Raw genomic sequence first — 17,742 nt, forward strand, 5'->3', positions numbered from 1 at the left:
AAGTTATTTCTTAACTGCTTTTGGTTTTAAAGGTGGAGGCACAAACTTAACTAGTTCTTTGTGATACATAAAATGGAACCAGCCGGCAATGCCAATTACTATCAATCCGACTGAAATAAGCTGCGCTTCCGAAAGTCCAAACATCAATCGTGGGTTCAACCTAATAAATTCAACAAGCAGTCTTGAAGTACCGGAGAGCATCAAGTAGAGCATAAAAAGTTTTCCATCCATCCAATCTTTTTTACTCAATTTCCACAAGAGATAAAAAAGCATGATGCCAACTATAAATTCATAAAGGGGGGTTGGATGAAGCGGTGCTGTATCGGGAACACCGTTTGGGAATTTATCCATTATTGATGGAAATTGTTTTGCCATTTCTTCTGTATTAAAGATTGCTGATGGAGGGACAGTGCCATTTGAATAAACCATTCCCCAGGGAAGATCAGTTGGAATACCATAATCACCATCGCCGGCAAGGTGGCAGCCGATTCGTCCAATACCGTAAGACAATGCAAGTGAAGGTGCAGCAGCGTCGGCAAGAACGAGAAAAGGAATTTTCTTTCTGCGGATGTAAATATAAATCGCAATGATGGCGAGGATTAGTCCGCCGTAAAATGTTAAGCCGCCGGGAGAGAATGCCATTCCAATCGGATCTGCAATAAATTGTTTCCAGTGTTCAAATAGATGAAAAAGTTTTCCCCCCGCCACACCGAAAACTATTGCAAGCAGGGTTGTTTCAGTCGCAATATTCGGATCAAGCTTCTTTCTTTCAATTTGCTTATTTAGGAAATAACTGCCAAGAATGAAGGAGATACCGAGCATCAAACCATAGCTGTAAACTGTTAGTGGTCCAATCTTAAATAATTCCGGATACATATTTTATTACCTCTGCAAAAAAAAGTTACTATTTGGATTGCAAATTATTTTTAACTGCATCAACGATTGATGATAAACTATTTAATTTGATTAAAGTTTGTTCACCTGTTTTCATGTTCTTCAAATTCACCTGACCATTTTTAAATTCATCACCGCCGACAAACAGAACAAACTTTGCATTGTACTTATTTGCCTCGCGCATTTGTGCTTTTACGCTTCGTTCGTGATAATCGTAATCACAGCTTAAATTTTCTTTACGTAACTTTGATGCGAGGGTGGTGATTAGCAGTTCAAGTTCAAGATCAAGTTCATGTTCAGGTTTTGGATCAATACGAATTAAATAAACATCAATTGAATCGTCAGGGACACTGAATGATTTTTCATTTTCACAAGCAAGTAGAATGCGCTCCATCCCTGCAGCAAAACCAACTGCCGGTGTAAATTTGCCGCCAAGTTCCTGAACAAGTAAATCGTATCTTCCCCCACCGCACAATGCGCTTTGTGAACCAACACTTCCGCTTACTATTTCAAAAGTTGTCTTTGTGTAGTAATCTAACCCTCGTACAAGTGTGGTATCAACTTCGAATGGAATTTCAACATTTGTTAGGTAACTTTTTACAATTGCAAAATCATTTTTACTTTGTTCATCAAGATAATCTAAAAGCAATGGGGCATCTTTCATTATCTGTTTATCAACCTCAATCTTGCTGTCAAAGATCCGCAGAATATTTGTGTCAAATCTTTTCCTGCTTTCTTCGGATAGTTTATCTTTTTTGTCTAACAGAAATTTGCGCAGTTCAATTTTGTATTTCTCTCTAACTTCGGGCACACCAAGCGAATTAATTTTGACGACTAAGTTTTTTAATCCGAGCTTAATTAATATTTGATAAGCAACTTCAATCATTTCGCCATCCAGCAGCGGAGAAGTGCTCCCTAAAGCTTCTGCACCGAACTGATGAAACTGTCTGAGTCTTCCTGCCTGCGGACGCTCCTGCCTGAACATCGCACCGATGTAGTAAAGCTTGTTTAATGACTGCTGCGCCCCAAGTGATTGTTCAATAAAAGCACGAACAACTCCGGCAGTATTTTCAGGTCTCAATGTTATGCTCGTTTCACTTCGATCTTTAAATGAATACATTTCTTTACCAACGATATCAGTTTGCTCGCCTATACCGCGTGCAAAAAGAATTGTTTCCTCGAAGATGGGTGTACGAATTTCCTTGTAATTAAACTGACGGAAAACTTTTTCAACAATGTTTTGAATATAATTCCATTTCGGAATATCGTTTGGTAGAATATCTTTTGTACCGGTAATTGCTTTAATCATTTTGATAATGGAGGGGGAAAATATTATGTGTGCAAATCTCAGACATCGAAGTAATTTATTTCTTCCTGTCTGAAATAATCAAGTATTTCAGCAGAAGATTTTGCATCAATAAGTTTTTGTCTGAATTCATCTCTATTCATCATGCGGGAAATGCGACTGAGAAGTTTTATATGTGCGCTTACCATATTTTCTCTTCCGATCAATAAAAAAAGTAACTGTACCGGTTTGCCGTCAAGTGAATCGTATTCAATAGGCTTCGTAGATTTTCCAAATGCAGCGAGTATCTCTTTTACTCCTGAAGTTTTGCCGTGCGGTATTGCAAATCCTTTCCCCACCCCTGTGGACATTATTTTTTCCCTTTCTAAAACCGACTCCTTCATTTTTTCAAAATCCAATACACGATCATCGGATCTGAATAACTCAAGCAGTTCATTTATTGCTTCATTTTTTTGATTGCTTTGAAGTTCAGCAATTATAAAATTTTCGGTTAGTATATCTGTAACTTTCATTGACTCACTGATAAATTAAATTCAGATTTCATTTCTAAACTATAAAACTAAAAGAAATTATTTGCATTTTGAATATAACAGTATCAGTCTTTATAAGGTAATGGATGATCTTTATAAAATTGCTTTAATCGTTTTTCAAGATCAGGGAATTGATCGCGCCGCACAAGCGAAACACAGGCACGCAATCCTTCTGTTCGCGTTGAGCCGGTAATCTCAAGGGAGATTGCACTGACTCCGTAAAATAAAAGTTCATGTAAAAGTTCTTCCCCATCCATACCGGGATAAGAGACTGTAAAATAAAAACCATCGGCGATTGGGTTATTCTCATCCATGTCGTAAACTATTTCAAATCCATTTTCAGTAAATAACTTTTTCATGATCGCTGCTTTATAACCGTACTCTTTGACTGATTCCACAAAGTTTAATTTACCATCGTTAGCTGCTTTGAATATTGCCGCCATTGCATATTGGACAGTGTGAGTCATCCCCGCACTCAATGGATAAATTGTTCCGAAGATCATTGTATAGCCGAAAGTATCCGTCGAATAATATCTTTTTAAGTCCGGGTAGGTGGAAGAAAATAATTTATCCGAAATAATCATCATTCCGATTCGCTGCCCCGCATAGCTGAACGCTTTTGAGCCGGAGATAAGCAGAACATATTTATCCGTATAATGCGCAATCGAGGGCTGATACGGCGGCTCCCCGGGCTTTGACATATCCCTTCTGAAATCCATTGCGAAATAAGCAAGATCTTCAAGAACTATTGCATCATATTTTTCAGCGAGTTCCGCAATAATTTTTAATTCCTTTTCGGTGAAGCAAATCCACGACGGATTATTCGGGTTCGAGTAAATGATATTTGAGATATTGCCTTTTGCAAGATATGACTCAAGCTTCGCACTAAGTTTTTCACCGCGAAAATCATAAACATCAAAAGTCTCATATTTTAAATTCAAAACTTTGTGCTGCTGTTTATGAACCGGAAAACCGGGATCAATAAAAAGGGTGGTGTCTTTTTCTTTATGAATTCTGTTAAGAGTTAAAAATGCAGCAAAGCTTCCCTGCATCGAGCCGACTGTCGGCACGCAGCCTTGCGGACTTACATCAATATTCATAAAAAGTTTTACAAAGCGCGAAGCCTCAATTTTCAATTCAGGAATGCCTTGAATATCGGGATAGATTGCCGCAACACCTTTTTTGTGCGCTGCTATTTCCGCATCAACACCCACCTGAGACGGTGGCAGACCGGGCACCCCCATTTCCATGCGAATAAACTTTTCGCCGGAAGCTTTTTCAATTTCATCAACGAGCTTTTTAATCTCACGAATAGTTGCTTTGCTGATTGATGGGAGATTAGCTGCCTTAATTTTATCCTCAACAACCTGATAATTTATTGGAGTGTTTTTCATTCGATTTATTTTTTTATACATACTGTCATGCTGAACTTGTCGAAGCATAACACTTTTACTTTTTCCATTCACTCTTCGACGCGCTCAGGGTGAAAATCGACACATTCAGAGTGACTATCACCAAAATTTTACTTACTTAAAATTAGAAAATTCCGCAGAACATTCATAAGGATTTATTGGCGGAATTACTTGAGTAAAATTTAAGATGGGCTTTATTATTAGAGAAAAAGTATGAATAAAAAGTACTGCTGATTATAATTAGAAAAAATTTATGTAAATTATATATAATAATATATTAATGTAATGAAACATGTACAGCTAAGTGCGGTTGTATTAGTCTAATTTTATGAGACCAAATCACGACTAAAGAAACAACATGGACTTTCAAACAACACTTACCGAGATTATCACAGCGATTAAGCAGCAGGACTTCCTAAACGAAGCAGAGGTGACTAACGGAATTGTATTGCGAATTCTAAACCAATTGAATTGGAATGTGTATGACACCAAGAAAGTGAAACCGCAATTCCGAATTGACAACAAAATAATTGACTTTGCACTTTGCTTCCCGGACAACAAACCTGCAATCATCATTGAAGTAAAAGCACTGGGTAAAGCTAACAACACAGACGAGCAAGTCCTTTCATATTCATTCAAGACCGGTATTCCAGTTGCAATCTTAACAGACGGACAAGAATGGCATTTTTATCTGCCCGCAGAGAGAGGTAGTTTGACAGAGAGACGTTTCTATAAACTTGACTTGCTTGCACGGACAACATCCGAGATTGAGCTAATTTTTCAAAGCTATTTAGGTTATGAGGCAGTTAGAACTGGAGAGGCACTCAAACAAGCAAAAGCCGACTACGACAAGCAGTATAAGAGTAAAGAGATTGACACTTCTATCCCTTTAGCTTGGGACAAACTTGTTCAAGACCAAGATGTAACCTTAGTTCGTTTGCTTTCAGAAAAAGTAGCTGACATTTGTGGCTATGAACCATCTGACGACAAACTCATTGAATACCTGAAACAGCTTGGCAAGACAAGTAATTATGTTTCCAAGCCACAAGACGCAATTGATGACTATGAAACAAATGATAACGAAGACGACATAAATACAAACGATGCTTTTAGAGGTGTTAGGTTCAACAATCAGACAGTTCAAAGTAGAAACGCAATCGGCACTTTAGAGGCACTCTTGAAAATTGCGATTACAAACTTCCCCAATTCACTACGAAGAATTGAAAGTCAAACACGAGGACGCTCCCGTTCTTTGCTTTCAAAACAAAAAGAAAACTTGTTCATCGGCAGACCAGATTTGGTTCAGGACTTTTCAAAATCTTTACCGAACAACTGGTGGATGGGCGCAAATTACAGCAAGCGTGAGATAAAGCAGTTTTGCAAAGTTGTAGTCAATAGCATTACACAGGAGTATGGCGTTCAACAGATAAATTGGTCGTTATGAGAGAGAGTAAGCCAGCCGCTAACAAGGGATTTGCGATAGCAGGGGTTTTGTGCTTCGTATGAAAGTTTGTGCTTCTAAACCGCCACTTCTTAAAACCCCGAATCGTAAATAGAGTTTAAAGTAATATTCTTGATAGTAAACAACTTAGACATAAATAAACTCGCCATTGCTCAGAAACTCTTCGCCAGGATAAAAGATAAATATGGTGTACCACCAAATTGGACAAGACCACAGGGTTTTGTTTCGTTATCAAGAATTATTTTAGAACAGCAGGTTAGTCTTGCATCCGCAGAAGCACATTTTATTAAGCTAAATAATTATCTGCCGGAATTTTCACCGACTGAAATTTTAAAGCTTACGGATGAAGAATTGCGGGCCTGCCAGATAAGCAGACAAAAATCAAAATATCTTCGCACACTATCTCAGTCAATATTAAACAAAGAATTAGATTTTGATGAAATGTTTAAGTTGAGTCCGTCAGAAGTAAGAAAAATACTTACAAACATAAAAGGAATCGGAAATTGGACTGCAGATATTTATCTAATGTTCTGTCTGCAATCAAAAGATATTTTTCCTTTGGGAGATATTGCACTAATCACCACAATAAAAGAACTAACCAAAGTGAAAACTAAGGAAGGAATTATTCGCCTAACACAAAAGTGGAAACCATATAGATCTTTAGCTGCTTATTTTCTGTGGCATTATTATCTTAAGAAAAGAAATAGAAGTTAATGCAGGCTTGCTGCTATTTTGAATAACGATGAAAAGATAACCGCAAGCTTCAGATTACGAAGATAGAACAAAAAGGCAATTTAAAATAGTGCCTGCCCAAAGGTGAGGTTTCGTGTTTCCAGGCGAATTTTGTGGTCAAAGAAAGTATAGTTCTCCAAATGATCATTTGTGCTGACAGCCTGCTTAAGGCAGAATTGTAAAAAGACCACATATCTAATCCTATCAATATAACTCCTCCGATTCCGCCGAAATTCCCTTCACCCACGCAACAATTACCCCTTTAATTTTGCCTATTTTCGCTCTATTTAGCCCAACCGTCACACGGTTGCCCCTAACTTTTGGACTGTTGGCAATAACCGTCGGAAAGTAAGCACCAACCACATTGCGGGAGATACTAACCGTCAGAACATCGGTACAACACAAGCGCGTATGAACCAACCGTCAGATTGTTGGCGCTAACAATTTCACGGTTGGCACCGACGCTGCCCTGTTGCCCGGACGGTGGCGTGGTTGGTAATAACCGCCATAAAGTTACAGCCAGCGCTGCGGGAGTTAACACTCTTTTTTTCGTCGTTGGGCAAGTAATTTTTATCCTCAGCGGTAATTTTTTACCTGTTCTATCCATCCTCAAACTTATTTTTGCCTTTTTTTCAATATTGAAATCAAAAATCAATATGGCATAATAGTTGGACAAATATAAACAAGATATGCCCACGTGTATCGCGGAAGATAGTCTGAATTGAAACCTCTGGGACCGAACGTATCCCCGAGGTTTTTTTTTATCCTAAACGATTGGAAATTTCACATCCTTCGACCCCGCTCTGCGGGGCAGGCATTCTCATCCTTCGACAGGCTCAGGATGACAGAGGGGTGAGTATTAAAACTTTATTTGAACTGAGAAGAGGCTTGCACTGCCAAGTCCCAATGAGAAAGGCAGGAATGCATAATCAAATTTTAGACTGCCCCACATCAATCCTAATCCTGCTGTAAATCCTTTTGACTCAAAACCCGTTTGATAACCCCCACGTAATGCGAGCAGATTATCATATAAAACTTCACCGCCAAGATTAAAATGAATATCATCTGTGTCAAGATACTTTTGAAATTCCCCGGCGACAATTGCATCAAATTTATTTTCGCCTAACTCAAAATTGTAAGCAGGACCAATTCTGATTTCGGAAGGAAGTTTAGTTTCTTCACTGCGGAGTTTGTTCATCGAGCCTAAATTTTTCACAACACCGGAAAAAGTTAACCCCGCCATTTCAGTTTTATAAAATAAACCAAGATCAAATCCGTAGCCTGTAGCTTCATCAGAGAGTAAACCTTCGTAAAGATATTTTGCCGTAATGCCGGTGGAAATATTTTCGTAAACTTCAAATCCTGTGGAGATGCTTCCATAAAAATAATTTGCATCAAATGTTGATTCGGGGTCACCCGCTTTGGTCCGCAATTGAATATCGCTGACGGAAGTAACATTAAACCCAAAAGCAAAAGGCAGCCCGAAAATATTTGTCTTCGCACCAAGCACTTCACTTCGTACGTCCTGTATCCATTCATTGTGCATTACAAGAATTTCGTTATCAGAATTGATATTTAATTTTGCTGGATTGTAGAACAATGCAGTCAAATCGTTAGAAGCAGAAGTTCCTGCATCCCCCATTGCAATATTGCGCGCACCGAATCCAAATTTCAAAAAAGATAACCCGGTATTCCCGGCGCTTTGAGCATTTACAAATGTGAAACTGATAAGTGCGATTGATAAAATTTTTTTAATCATATTAAAACCAAATTAAAAGTTTATTGTAAGTCCGACTATGTGCCTGTCGTGCGGCGAATATTGTTCAATCATAAAAGCGTAATGAACCCCCGCCGTAAGTGAGCCGAAATTTTTTGAATAAGAAAATCCTGCGGCAGGCTTGGGTAGAAAATCAGCATTGCTCAAATTGAACTGATCTACACCAGCACGGATAAAAAGATTTTCATAAATATTATACTCAACACCGGCACGAAGAATATTTGTTTCAGCATTGCTGTTTTCAAGTTCAACAGAAGCAAGAAGACCAAGTTCTGATTCATAATAGCTTACACCAATTTTTCTAAGCAGGGGGAATTTATCTTCGGAGATTGTCCCATCCTGATCATAAATTGGAGAAGTATCCCATTTGTATTTGCTATTCAAATCGGCAAGAACGGCAGAGACTGTAAAGTTTTCATTCACTTTGTAAAGAGCTCCGACATCAAAACCAAGTCCGGTGGAAGTTATTTCTTCGTACAATTTGTAATAATAAAATTTAGCAGCAACACCGATAGCAAATTTCTCTGATACTCGTATTGCCATCGCTATAAAGAATTGATTCTCGGAAGTTTTTAATTCACCTGTTGGAAAACCTTGATTATCACGTCCATCAATATTACTAACGCCTGAGTTGATTATACCAAGACTTATCCCCGCAGTTGCGCGCGGTTTTTTATTTTCGAGAGCAGAATCTTTAGAAGAATAAAATTCAAATCGCCGGGTGAAGTTCAAAAAGTTTAATGATCTGTCAAGTGAAAGGATGGAGTAAGAAGTTTGAAATGAATTATCATTCTGAAAAACGGATAAAGCAGGGTTGTAGTAAGAGACCAAATTACCCTCGATGACAGAAGACATTGCATTACCCATTCCTAAGCCGCGTGCGCCAAAACCAATTCTACTGAATGAACCGGGCAAAGAACTGATTTTAGAAAACTCCGGCTGAGCCAGTAATGTTATTGAACAAACTAAAATTATTATTGAAATTATTTTCTTCACAAATTCCTCTTACTGTAAAACCAGAATTTTTCCAAATACAGGATCAGCCCCATCAACTTCTACACGGTAAAAATAAACTCCATTTGGGACAATATTTCCTGCAGCATCCTTTCCATCCCAAAAATCTATCACACCGTTTGCTTCAAGATCATTTCCATCAATCTGATTAAATGAATTTCCGCGCTGAACATTCTGAACAACAGTTGAAACATAATTCATTGCAAAATCAAAAATACGAATTGTAACCGAAGCAGTTTTTCCACCGGTGCTGTATTTAATTTTTAATTGATCGAGCTTCGGTGAAAAAGGATTAGGGTAAGCATACGTTTCACTTACAGAAACTAACTGCTGAGAAGCAATATAAAGCTTCCACTCCCCTGCCCACGGACCGGCAGAATTTTCTGTATAGCGAACTAACCCATCGGCAGAACCGAGAAATGTGTTTACATCATTCGAAGCTGCGCTGTAAAAAATATTAGTGCCAAGTTTAAGATTTGACTTATTATCAATGATTGGACCAGGAAGTATCCAGCTTGTGCCGTTGGATGCTGATCTGAAAGCGCCATTGTCTGTAGTCGTGATAACATCACCAGCAGCAAAACCAAAATTATGAGAGCGTTCATCATCTAAAAATGTTTGCCACGTGTCGCCGCCGTTTGAAGAAGAACTTACGCCGTAAAATTCTGCCTCTCCCTCTGCTTTCCAGGTTGCACCCCAGATCATATCATTAACAGAATCATATCCAAGTGCAACAACAAAATTCCCGCTTATCGGTTCATCCTGATTTGAGTGGTTAAATTTTTTCCAGCTAATTCCGTTATCGGTTGATTTATTTATTCCCCCCGCCGTACCGACATATAAAGTTGAATCGTTAACTCCAATTACAGAAAAGACACGATGATTCAGATTATTCTCAGCACAAAAATTTCCGGCTACAGGGCTTAAACAGAAATTAAGAGTATCAGTCGGCTTAATTTCGTTCAAATAATCAGGGGGGATGATAACACGCTGCCACGATTGACCGTTGTCTGTACTTTTCCTCAATCCACCGGCGAAGCTTGAAATCCAAACAGTATTTTTTGTGAAGGCAATATCATAAGTAAGATTTTGAATCGTAACAGTAACAGGCAAAGCACGAATATGATTAGTGCCGTAAATTTCTACAGAATCATCTTCTGCGTCAATGGGCTGAGGAATGGATGTCCACGTTTGACCAAGATCAGTGGTGAACTTTAGCCCCGTCCCTTGCGGAAGTGACTGCCCACTGACATCAACAGAATTTGCGGTAGCCGCCCAAAAAGTTCCGTCGTTGTAGCCGATAGCAGAAATACTTTCATCCCCTAAGGGAGAGGTACCGTAAAAGTTTGTCCAACTTTCGCCTCCATCGGTTGAAAGGCTAACACTGCGACTTGTACCAAGCCAAATAGTATCGCCAGCTACAATTATATCGCTGATACTATTACTTGCAGGATTTTCGGAAGAAATTTTTTGCAGAAATTTATTTTCACTTTGAAGATAAAAATTATCGGGTGCAAACTGTGCAATTGCAGCGCTCGAAATGAGTGTTGAGAAAATTACAAGGAATAATTTTTTACGAATCATAAAATCTGAATAAAGTGAATAATTTTTTCGCTAAGTTTTTTACCTCTGTCGCGCGCTTGAAATTCCCATCTGTAAGTACCGGTCGGAACGCCAGAACCTATTTTAGGAAGAACAATAATTAAAGAATAAATTCCATCATTGGCTGTATCATCGCCATGCTCGGCACTGCCATCATCGAATAAAGTGAATGGATTGCTGCTTGAGGGATGTTCATCCGGTGGAATAAAAGAATTAAAAAATACAAGTTCAACATCATCTCTTCCATTTGGATCATCAGCTTGTATGCTTATATTTATAAAAGTATCCTCCGAGCCGATTATTGCAGTATCGGGCGCAGTAAGATTATAAACAACCGGTGCAAGATTATCCTGCGAATTATTATAGTTGAATGAATGCACACCCACTAAATTTGTAACATTAAATTTATCAGTAATGTAATAATAAATTTTATAGCTGCCATTAATATCAAACTCACTCAATGGAAATTTACTTGAGTAAATGTTATCTCCTGCACCAATATCGCCATGTTCAGCATTCCCGTCATCAAACAAAGAAATTGATGCGTCATTTAATTTACTTAATGAAGGAGAATAAACATCGGCAAAGATGCCTTTAATGTTTTCTGAATTCTTCAAAAAAACATTTAACTGGATGAGCGAATCCAAAGGTGTATAAATTTTACTTTCGAAGGAACTGATCCCGATTACATCATAGCTTAGATTTTGAGATTCAATCACACCGTCAAAATCTTTTTCGCATCCGGCGATAAAAAGAATAGCTATTAATAAGAAATACTTTTTCATAACTCAAATAAAAACTTCTAATTGTTTTTTCAAAAGGTAAAAATATCTGCCTGTTAAATTCATATAGAGAGCACAATCGGATTTGGTGAAAATGAAATAATAAAAATAATAAAACTAATAAAGCCGAGAATTTTTCGCTTAACATCAATCGGCTCATTATCCATGACCGGAGGGTGTTTTAGTTTTATAACAAGATATAAAACAGCAGCCCAGAAAAACCATCCCGACCAGCCGATGTTAAAACCAAGTTCGAGCATTGAATCTACTATCCCAAGCACACCGCTGACAAATAAAAATAAAAAACATACTACAGAAATTTTATAATGATTCTTTTCTCCGAACATTGTGTAGCTGATATGTCCTCCATCCAACTGACCGATAGGAATCATATTCATTGAAGTAATAAACAGCCCAAACCAGCCGACACATAAAAATGGAAAGTGATAAATTTCACTCATCGGGGGGAAGAAACTATTCGGATCAACAAATAGCCATCTTAAAAAGGCGAATAGAATTGTGTCACCGAATTCAAGAGATAAAGCATTTTTTCCGTAGTCTGCGTCAAAATAATTTGGATGAATGTGAAGTATATAATCAACTCCCGGTACATTTGTGAATCCATAAATAAGTACTCCGAGGCAAGCAATAAAACCAGCGATCGGTCCGGCAACACCAATATCAAACATAACCTTTTTATTAGGTACGGCAGACTTAGTCTTAATTACCGCCCCCATTGTTCCAAAGCTAATAAATCCCGGCAGCGGAGGGAAAGGAATAAAATAAGGAAGCGTGGCTTTCACTTTATGAAACTTTGCCGCAAAGTAGTGACCAAATTCATGGCTGGCAATGATAAATAAAATTGAGACAGAATATGAGAGTCCTATTTGTAAGTAAGCAAGTTCGTAAGGACCGCCGAAACCGGTAATCCAATCAGCGCCAGCTAACGTTGTAGTAAAAAATGTTACCGCAAATAAACCAATGTGGAGAAGATAATTCTGCTTTGATTTCTTCTTCACATTATCTTGCGCAGTATAATCGAATTGTTCGTCCATTTATAAATCTACATTAAATCCAATTGTTGAATATTTTTCGTATCTATTAAAAAGTTCTCCGTGAATACTTTTTCCATTGTAGTAAGTAAACAGAATCGAAAATCCTTTCGAATTTACTTTTCCAAACTTCATTCCAATTGTCGTAATAATATTTCCAGCGTATTCGCTGGTGCTGCTAATTTTATAATCTACTGCAACCAAAGGAGTAAAATCACCAAACGAGAGTTGAGTTAAATAATAATCAAAGCCGAATTGATAAATACCTTTGCCAATAGTTTCAGGAATAACGTGAAAAATATAAGTCAAACCTAAATAAGCGCGAAGATTTTTATACTGATAAAAAGGAAAAAGTTCAATGAATTCCTTACTGAAAACAATAGGTGAGAATCCATTTCTCCAATCATTATTCTGCCCGTCGTAAAGTCCATCAACAAGATGTGCACTGACATGACTTACCCGAAAACGTAAACCATAATTGCCATCCGAAATTAAATGTTTAAATCCAAAGTTCACACCGAAAAAATAATCAATAGTTTCAACTGGGAACTTGAAATCATTTTCGCTTCTCAACCTTGTGTAAGTGAAAAGATCAGCACCACAAGAATAGGATGTCGTCGAATCTTGAATCGAATAAACATCCTGTGTAGTTCCAATATCGAGTCTTAAAAATTTACCATTGAGATCGAAGCTTGTACCTGCTTTTGGTTCATAAAAATTTGCGGTGAATGGTTTAATATTTAACTCCGAGTTAAACCACGAATGAATCGGCTGAGCGCCGGCAGAATTGATCATCAATAAAGTTATCACAAAAATAAAAGAGAGAATGCGCATTAAACAATATCCGGTTTAGAAAATTTTTTTTTGAATTTCTGCTTGATGAGTTTATTATAGCCATACTTGAATTTTGAAGTGAGGCTCGCCATTGCATAAAGGTTGGTGGGAAATGCAAAGGAAGGCTCGAAGTAGCAATTGACTGTGCATCCCTGGCAAAAATCAAAACGTCCCTCCATCTTTTGGAAATATTTTATTTTATCAGAATAGCGAAGTTCTTTAATTGGTCTATCAATTTTAATTCGTTCACTTGCAAAATGATAGCACGGAAGAATAATTTCATTATAAGGTGAAATTACAATCACACGTGAAACAGCTTTGCAAAGCGGATCACTAATATTATTTCCTCCATCCTTCCTTAATTTTAGGAATCCTTTATTCACGTAAATATTCATTTTGCCGTCAGAATATTCTTCAATAAAATCAATAGCTTCGTCACTCAAGCCGGGATTGCCGAAATACGAGAAGACAGGATTGACCAGCAAAACCAAATCATTTTTAACTGCAATCTCGTGCATACGAGGAAGTTTTTTATATGTATCATTTGTAACAGTAAAAAGAATGTCGGGATATTCACCGAGTGATTTGGCAAGTTTTAGACTTTCGAGAACATGACCGTAACAATTTACTTTTCTGATTCTATTGTGTTCATCTTCGTCAGGAGAATCTAATGAAAAGTGAAGCAGATTAATTTTACCGGCAAGTTTTTCAGCAAACTTTTTGTAAAGCAAAGCATTTGTGGTAATGCTCGTTTGCATTTTTTTTTGCTTAGCATATTCAGCCATCAGGTGAATATCTTTGTGAAGCAGCGGTTCACCGCCGGTAAGATCAATAAACTTTACACCAAGATCAGAAAGTTGATCAACATTCGATTTAAAATCATCAAAGGAAGCAAAGGGAGTATCTTTAAAATCTTCGTGAACACCAAAATGACAAAACTCGCAGAACGCATTGCAGCGGTAAGTTACATAGTAATTACAAAGGAGAAGCATTAATATTTTCTATCCTTCCAGATAACTTTTCTACTGACTGTAATCATAAATGGTAAAATTAAAACGTATAGAGTATAGTAAATTTCAAATTGGAAAAAATATAAAAGATTTTTTTTGATACCCAGATTATCGTGAATGATGTACAGGACAAAAAAATCAATAAACAGTTTAAATGCAGCCAAATATAACCATACAGGTGTGAATAAAAAAGGAAGAGCAAGCATTCCAAGCTGTGTGAAATATCCGAAGAAAAATACTAAGTAACCTTTTGCCGGTATCTGTAAACCGCCTACCCCCCAGCGTTTCTTCTGCCTGTACAAGGTTCGATAATCATTGCATGCGAGTGATACAACAAGACTATTAATATTTAGCGGGAAAATTATTTTATATTTTTTTAATCTATAAATAGAAATTAATAGATTGAAATCTTCAGTTACGCTGAAAGGTAAATTCTCATATCCCCCTACCTCGAAGTAAGCACTTTTGCGATAGGACATATTATTACCGATGCAGCTTAACGGATGACCGAGATTTATTGTACCGGAAGCAACGAACAAAAGATAGATAAAGTCAATTGCCTGCATTCCGCTAAATCCTGAGGCAGCTTTTTGAGTAGTAAAACCATTCACAACTGCCACATCCTTTTCATAGTATGAAGCTAAGGTCTTAGCCCAATTTGGATTTACCTCACAATCAGCATCAGTGGTGAGAATAATTTCACCGGCAGCTAATTGGATTGCATTTGCTAATGCGTTTGTTTTTCCCTTTAATTTGCCAATCTCTTTTTTAGTAATGATCTTTTGAAACTTTGGTTTGTCTTTAATAAAATCATCAATTATGCTTCCAGTGTTATCAGTTGATTTATCATCAACTAAAATAATGCTAAGCTTACCATCGGGATATAACAAATTATTAAGTGAAGTTAGACAGCGCAGAATATTTGGTTCTTCATTCCTTGCCGCAACAATAACTGTAGCGGTCGGAAGTTCATCATCTGATTTTTGTGGAAATTTTTTGCCTGTACCGATAAAGAATATTACAGATTGAATAAAATAGCCCGAAACAAAAATCAGGAATATTATTTCTAATGTTTCAAGCACTCTTCTGGTTCTCCGATTGTAAATCCCTTTCTCTCGACAGCTTCAAATAAATAATCGAGAGACTGCCTTATAATAGCCGCCGATTTAATTGAGTCATGAAAAACAATTATTGAATTCGCTTTTAAATATTTATCAATGGAATATTTCACGATGTTGAAATCATTTTTATAATCATAAGTCAACAAAGACCACATCACATTTGTCAAGTTTTTTTGCTTCAAAATTCTTTTTATTCTAAAGTTAAATTTACCATGCGGTGGTCTGAAATATTTGACAGAATAATTTAAATTATCATTAACAAAATAATTGAAAGCATCTATCTCAGCAGAGACTAAGAGCTTATCAAGGTTGGTTAGAACAGCGTGGTTGAAAGTATGATTCGCAAGTGTGTGCCCGGATTGAATTATCAGTTTCGCTAACTGAGTTTTTAGTTTGATATTATTCCCGACACAAAAAAATACAGCATGCAGATTCCGATCGTCGAGAAGTTTTAATATCAGTTCTGTAGATTCAACAGTTGGACCGTCATCAAATGTCAGAAGTATCTGATCGTTATAAGTCTCCCAAATAAAATCACTAAAGATTTTTTTGATAATTAATGGCGGATTATAAAAATACTTCATTCAGATATTTAATGTTTCTATTAGGTTGATTACTATTTTCGTAAAATTATTTTCCATCACAATTTAACAACAATAAGATTAAGTTTGGATTCAACAATTGAAAAAAAATTCTCAATGGAAAAGTTTTCAGAACATCAAAAAGGATTAGCAGCAATATTACTCACTGCACTGCTATGGAGCTCGGGAGGACTATTAGTAAAACTAATTTCGCTTTCAGCTATGCAATTGTCTTTTTTCAGATGTTTGATTGCGGCTTTAGTTTTCGGAGTGATATTTAAGAAGCAGGTTTTTTATTTAAATGGATTCGCTGTATTAAATTCTATCTTTTATGCCGCTGTGCTTATCCTGTTTGTTTATTCAACCAAGACCACAACGGCTGCCAATGCAATCTTTCTACAATCCACTGCTCCGATTTATGTTTTCCTGATTGAACCACTGCTGAATAAAACGAAGTATGAAAAAATAAATATCATCACAGTTATTATTTGTTCGCTTGGAATGGTTTTGTTTTTTGTTGATGAAATAACTCCGGGGCAAATGAATGGTAACATTGCCGGGCTTAGTGCAGGCTTAGCTTTTGCGGCATTGTTTATTGGACTCCGCGTGAATAAAAAAGAATTTCAGCTTAGCTCAATTTTTTATGGCAATATGCTTGTGGCAGTTTTTACATTTCAATTTGTATTCGACATCGAACAATTATTGGTGACTGATATCCTAATGGTTTCATTTCTTGGAATTTTTCAGATCGGAATCGCATACGCAATTTTTAGTTACGGCTTACATCGAGTACAGGCGTTCGAAGCTTCAGTAATGTCGCTGCTCGAACCTTTATTGAATCCAATTTGGGTTTTTATCGGTTATGGTGAAAGACCCTCCTTTAAAGCACTTGTCGGGGGAGGTATAATTCTTTTAGCAATTCTTTTAAGGACTGTATTTGTGGAAATCTGGGGAAACAAAAAAGTTATGCGTGATTAAGGAGACAGACGATAAATTTTCCAGTTTTCACTTTGTAATTCGTAAACGATTCTATCGTGCAGTCTATTCTCCCTGCCTTGCCAAAATTCAAAATAAGAAGGGATGACCCTGTATCCGCCCCAATATTCAGGACGTTTAATAGTTTGTTCGTTCATTTTGCTTTTGAATTCGACAAACTTATCTTCTAAATATTTCCTATTAGGAACCACACTTGACTGCAAAGAAACCCAGGCGCCTATTCTACTTTCATAAGGGCGGGAGTCAAAATATTCGTCTGATTCTGCTGAAGAAGTTCGTTCCACTTTTCCGTGAATTCTTACCTGGCGTTCTAATTCCTTCCAGAAAAAAAGAAGTGCTGCTTTTGGGTTTTCGTCTAATGCTTTTGCTTTATGACTTAAGTAATTCGTATAGAAAACGAAACCGTGTTCATCAAATCCTTTTAACAAAACTGCGCGAATATCAGGTTTAGATTCTAAGCCCGAAGTAGAAAGCATCATAGCATTAGGCTCACTGATTTCTGCTGCAAGTACTTCATTAAACCATGCTGAAAATTGTTTAAATGGATTAATGTCAACGCTTTTTTCATCTAAAGTTTTTAGTGAATAATTTTGTCTTAACGCTGCCAATTTATTTTGATTAATCATTGTTCTCTTCT

At 37.0% G+C, this 17,742-nt stretch carries 18 protein-coding genes; 4 read left to right on the top strand and 14 right to left on the bottom strand.

What is annotated here, in order from left to right:
* Positions 1-3: 3 nt before the first annotated feature.
* The 4 genes from lgt to IPH11_12050 form a co-directional block, all read right to left on the bottom strand.
* Positions 4-876, bottom strand: coding sequence for a prolipoprotein diacylglyceryl transferase (lgt, locus tag IPH11_12035; protein ID MBK6914336.1), 873 nt, complete (start codon positions 874-876; stop codon positions 4-6).
* Positions 877-904: 28 nt separating this feature from the next.
* Positions 905-2,203, bottom strand: coding sequence for a histidine--tRNA ligase (locus IPH11_12040; GenBank protein ID MBK6914337.1), 1,299 nt, complete (start codon positions 2,201-2,203; stop codon positions 905-907).
* 38 nt (positions 2,204-2,241) lie between these two features.
* Positions 2,242-2,712, bottom strand: coding sequence for a PTS sugar transporter subunit IIA (locus tag IPH11_12045; GenBank protein MBK6914338.1), 471 nt, complete (start codon positions 2,710-2,712; stop codon positions 2,242-2,244).
* A gap of 83 nt (positions 2,713-2,795) precedes the next feature.
* On the bottom strand, positions 2,796-4,124 hold the full coding sequence (locus tag IPH11_12050; GenBank protein MBK6914339.1) for a pyridoxal phosphate-dependent aminotransferase: 1,329 nt from the start codon (positions 4,122-4,124) through the stop codon (positions 2,796-2,798).
* Positions 4,125-4,500: 376 nt separating this feature from the next.
* On the opposite strand from IPH11_12050, the gene IPH11_12055 reads away from it, so the two are divergent.
* The 3 genes from IPH11_12055 to IPH11_12065 all read left to right on the top strand — a co-directional run bounded on the left by IPH11_12055 (position 4,501) and on the right by IPH11_12065 (position 7,001).
* Positions 4,501-5,586 (top strand): hypothetical protein, encoded by a 1,086-nt coding sequence (locus IPH11_12055; protein MBK6914340.1) that lies wholly within the window; start codon positions 4,501-4,503, stop codon positions 5,584-5,586.
* Positions 5,587-5,736: 150 nt separating this feature from the next.
* Entirely contained in the window at positions 5,737-6,318 is a 582-nt protein-coding gene (locus tag IPH11_12060) for a DNA-3-methyladenine glycosylase 2 family protein (GenBank protein MBK6914341.1), read from the top strand.
* A 449-nt stretch (positions 6,319-6,767) separates the two neighbouring features.
* Positions 6,768-7,001, top strand: coding sequence for a hypothetical protein (locus IPH11_12065; protein ID MBK6914342.1), 234 nt, complete (start codon positions 6,768-6,770; stop codon positions 6,999-7,001).
* Positions 7,002-7,195: 194 nt separating this feature from the next.
* Here IPH11_12065 and IPH11_12070 read toward each other — a convergent pair whose 3' ends face one another.
* The 9 genes from IPH11_12070 to IPH11_12110 are packed head-to-tail and all read right to left on the bottom strand — an operon-like array spanning position 7,196 to position 16,112.
* On the bottom strand, positions 7,196-8,095 hold the full coding sequence (locus tag IPH11_12070) for a PorV/PorQ family protein (GenBank protein MBK6914343.1): 900 nt from the start codon (positions 8,093-8,095) through the stop codon (positions 7,196-7,198).
* Positions 8,096-8,107: 12 nt separating this feature from the next.
* The gene (locus IPH11_12075) at positions 8,108-9,109 is read right to left on the bottom strand and encodes a hypothetical protein (protein MBK6914344.1); all 1,002 of its coding nucleotides are present in this window, start codon (positions 9,107-9,109) and stop codon (positions 8,108-8,110) included.
* Between the two features lie 9 nt (positions 9,110-9,118).
* Positions 9,119-10,711 carry a hypothetical protein gene (locus IPH11_12080; protein ID MBK6914345.1) on the bottom strand — a complete coding sequence of 531 codons (1,593 nt, stop codon included), beginning with the start codon at positions 10,709-10,711 and terminating at the stop codon, positions 9,119-9,121.
* On the bottom strand, positions 10,708-11,514 hold the full coding sequence (locus tag IPH11_12085) for a hypothetical protein (GenBank protein ID MBK6914346.1): 807 nt from the start codon (positions 11,512-11,514) through the stop codon (positions 10,708-10,710). The genes IPH11_12080 and IPH11_12085 overlap by 4 nt, the downstream gene beginning before the upstream one ends.
* Positions 11,515-11,573: 59 nt before the next feature.
* Positions 11,574-12,566 carry a site-2 protease family protein gene (locus tag IPH11_12090; protein MBK6914347.1) on the bottom strand — a complete coding sequence of 331 codons (993 nt, stop codon included), beginning with the start codon at positions 12,564-12,566 and terminating at the stop codon, positions 11,574-11,576.
* Positions 12,567-13,397 (bottom strand): DUF1207 domain-containing protein, encoded by an 831-nt coding sequence (locus IPH11_12095; GenBank protein ID MBK6914348.1) that lies wholly within the window; start codon positions 13,395-13,397, stop codon positions 12,567-12,569.
* The gene (locus tag IPH11_12100) at positions 13,397-14,389 is read right to left on the bottom strand and encodes a radical SAM protein (GenBank protein ID MBK6914349.1); all 993 of its coding nucleotides are present in this window, start codon (positions 14,387-14,389) and stop codon (positions 13,397-13,399) included. Before IPH11_12100 ends, IPH11_12095 begins: the two co-directional genes overlap by 1 nt.
* Positions 14,389-15,489 carry a glycosyltransferase gene (locus tag IPH11_12105; protein ID MBK6914350.1) on the bottom strand — a complete coding sequence of 367 codons (1,101 nt, stop codon included), beginning with the start codon at positions 15,487-15,489 and terminating at the stop codon, positions 14,389-14,391. Before IPH11_12105 ends, IPH11_12100 begins: the two co-directional genes overlap by 1 nt.
* Entirely contained in the window at positions 15,474-16,112 is a 639-nt protein-coding gene (locus IPH11_12110; protein MBK6914351.1) for a polysaccharide deacetylase family protein, read from the bottom strand. Before IPH11_12110 ends, IPH11_12105 begins: the two co-directional genes overlap by 16 nt.
* 84 nt (positions 16,113-16,196) lie before the next feature.
* Here IPH11_12110 and IPH11_12115 point away from each other — a divergent pair, with 84 nt between their 5' ends.
* Positions 16,197-17,087: an EamA family transporter gene (locus tag IPH11_12115; GenBank protein MBK6914352.1), complete on the top strand. Its 891-nt coding sequence runs from the start codon at positions 16,197-16,199 to the stop codon at positions 17,085-17,087.
* Here IPH11_12115 and pdxH read toward each other — a convergent pair.
* On the bottom strand, positions 17,084-17,731 hold the full coding sequence (gene pdxH, locus IPH11_12120) for a pyridoxamine 5'-phosphate oxidase (GenBank protein ID MBK6914353.1): 648 nt from the start codon (positions 17,729-17,731) through the stop codon (positions 17,084-17,086). The genes IPH11_12115 and pdxH overlap by 4 nt on opposite strands.
* Between the last annotated feature and the right edge of the window lie 11 nt (positions 17,732-17,742).

It is taken from the genome of Ignavibacteriales bacterium, assembly GCA_016709155.1.
Taxonomy (GTDB): Bacteria; Bacteroidota; Ignavibacteria; order Ignavibacteriales; family Ignavibacteriaceae; genus JADJEI01.

Excerpts from the sequence above, each read along its gene's own strand:
- IPH11_12085 (MBK6914346.1), bottom strand. The coding sequence starts at position 11,514 with ATGAAAAAGTATTTCTTATTAATAGCTATTCTTTTTATCGCCGGATGC.
- IPH11_12055 (MBK6914340.1), top strand. The coding sequence starts at position 4,501 with ATGGACTTTCAAACAACACTTACCGAGATTATCACAGCGATTAAGCAG.
- IPH11_12110 (MBK6914351.1), bottom strand. The coding sequence starts at position 16,112 with ATGAAGTATTTTTATAATCCGCCATTAATTATCAAAAAAATCTTTAGT.
- IPH11_12090 (MBK6914347.1), bottom strand. The coding sequence starts at position 12,566 with ATGGACGAACAATTCGATTATACTGCGCAAGATAATGTGAAGAAGAAA.
- IPH11_12070 (MBK6914343.1), bottom strand. The coding sequence starts at position 8,095 with ATGATTAAAAAAATTTTATCAATCGCACTTATCAGTTTCACATTTGTA.
- lgt (MBK6914336.1), bottom strand. The coding sequence starts at position 876 with ATGTATCCGGAATTATTTAAGATTGGACCACTAACAGTTTACAGCTAT.
- pdxH (MBK6914353.1), bottom strand. The coding sequence starts at position 17,731 with ATGATTAATCAAAATAAATTGGCAGCGTTAAGACAAAATTATTCACTA.
- IPH11_12080 (MBK6914345.1), bottom strand. The coding sequence starts at position 10,711 with ATGATTCGTAAAAAATTATTCCTTGTAATTTTCTCAACACTCATTTCG.
- IPH11_12040 (MBK6914337.1), bottom strand. The coding sequence starts at position 2,203 with ATGATTAAAGCAATTACCGGTACAAAAGATATTCTACCAAACGATATT.
- IPH11_12045 (MBK6914338.1), bottom strand. The coding sequence starts at position 2,712 with ATGAAAGTTACAGATATACTAACCGAAAATTTTATAATTGCTGAACTT.
- IPH11_12050 (MBK6914339.1), bottom strand. The coding sequence starts at position 4,124 with ATGAAAAACACTCCAATAAATTATCAGGTTGTTGAGGATAAAATTAAG.
- IPH11_12100 (MBK6914349.1), bottom strand. The coding sequence starts at position 14,389 with ATGCTTCTCCTTTGTAATTACTATGTAACTTACCGCTGCAATGCGTTC.
- IPH11_12095 (MBK6914348.1), bottom strand. The coding sequence starts at position 13,397 with ATGCGCATTCTCTCTTTTATTTTTGTGATAACTTTATTGATGATCAAT.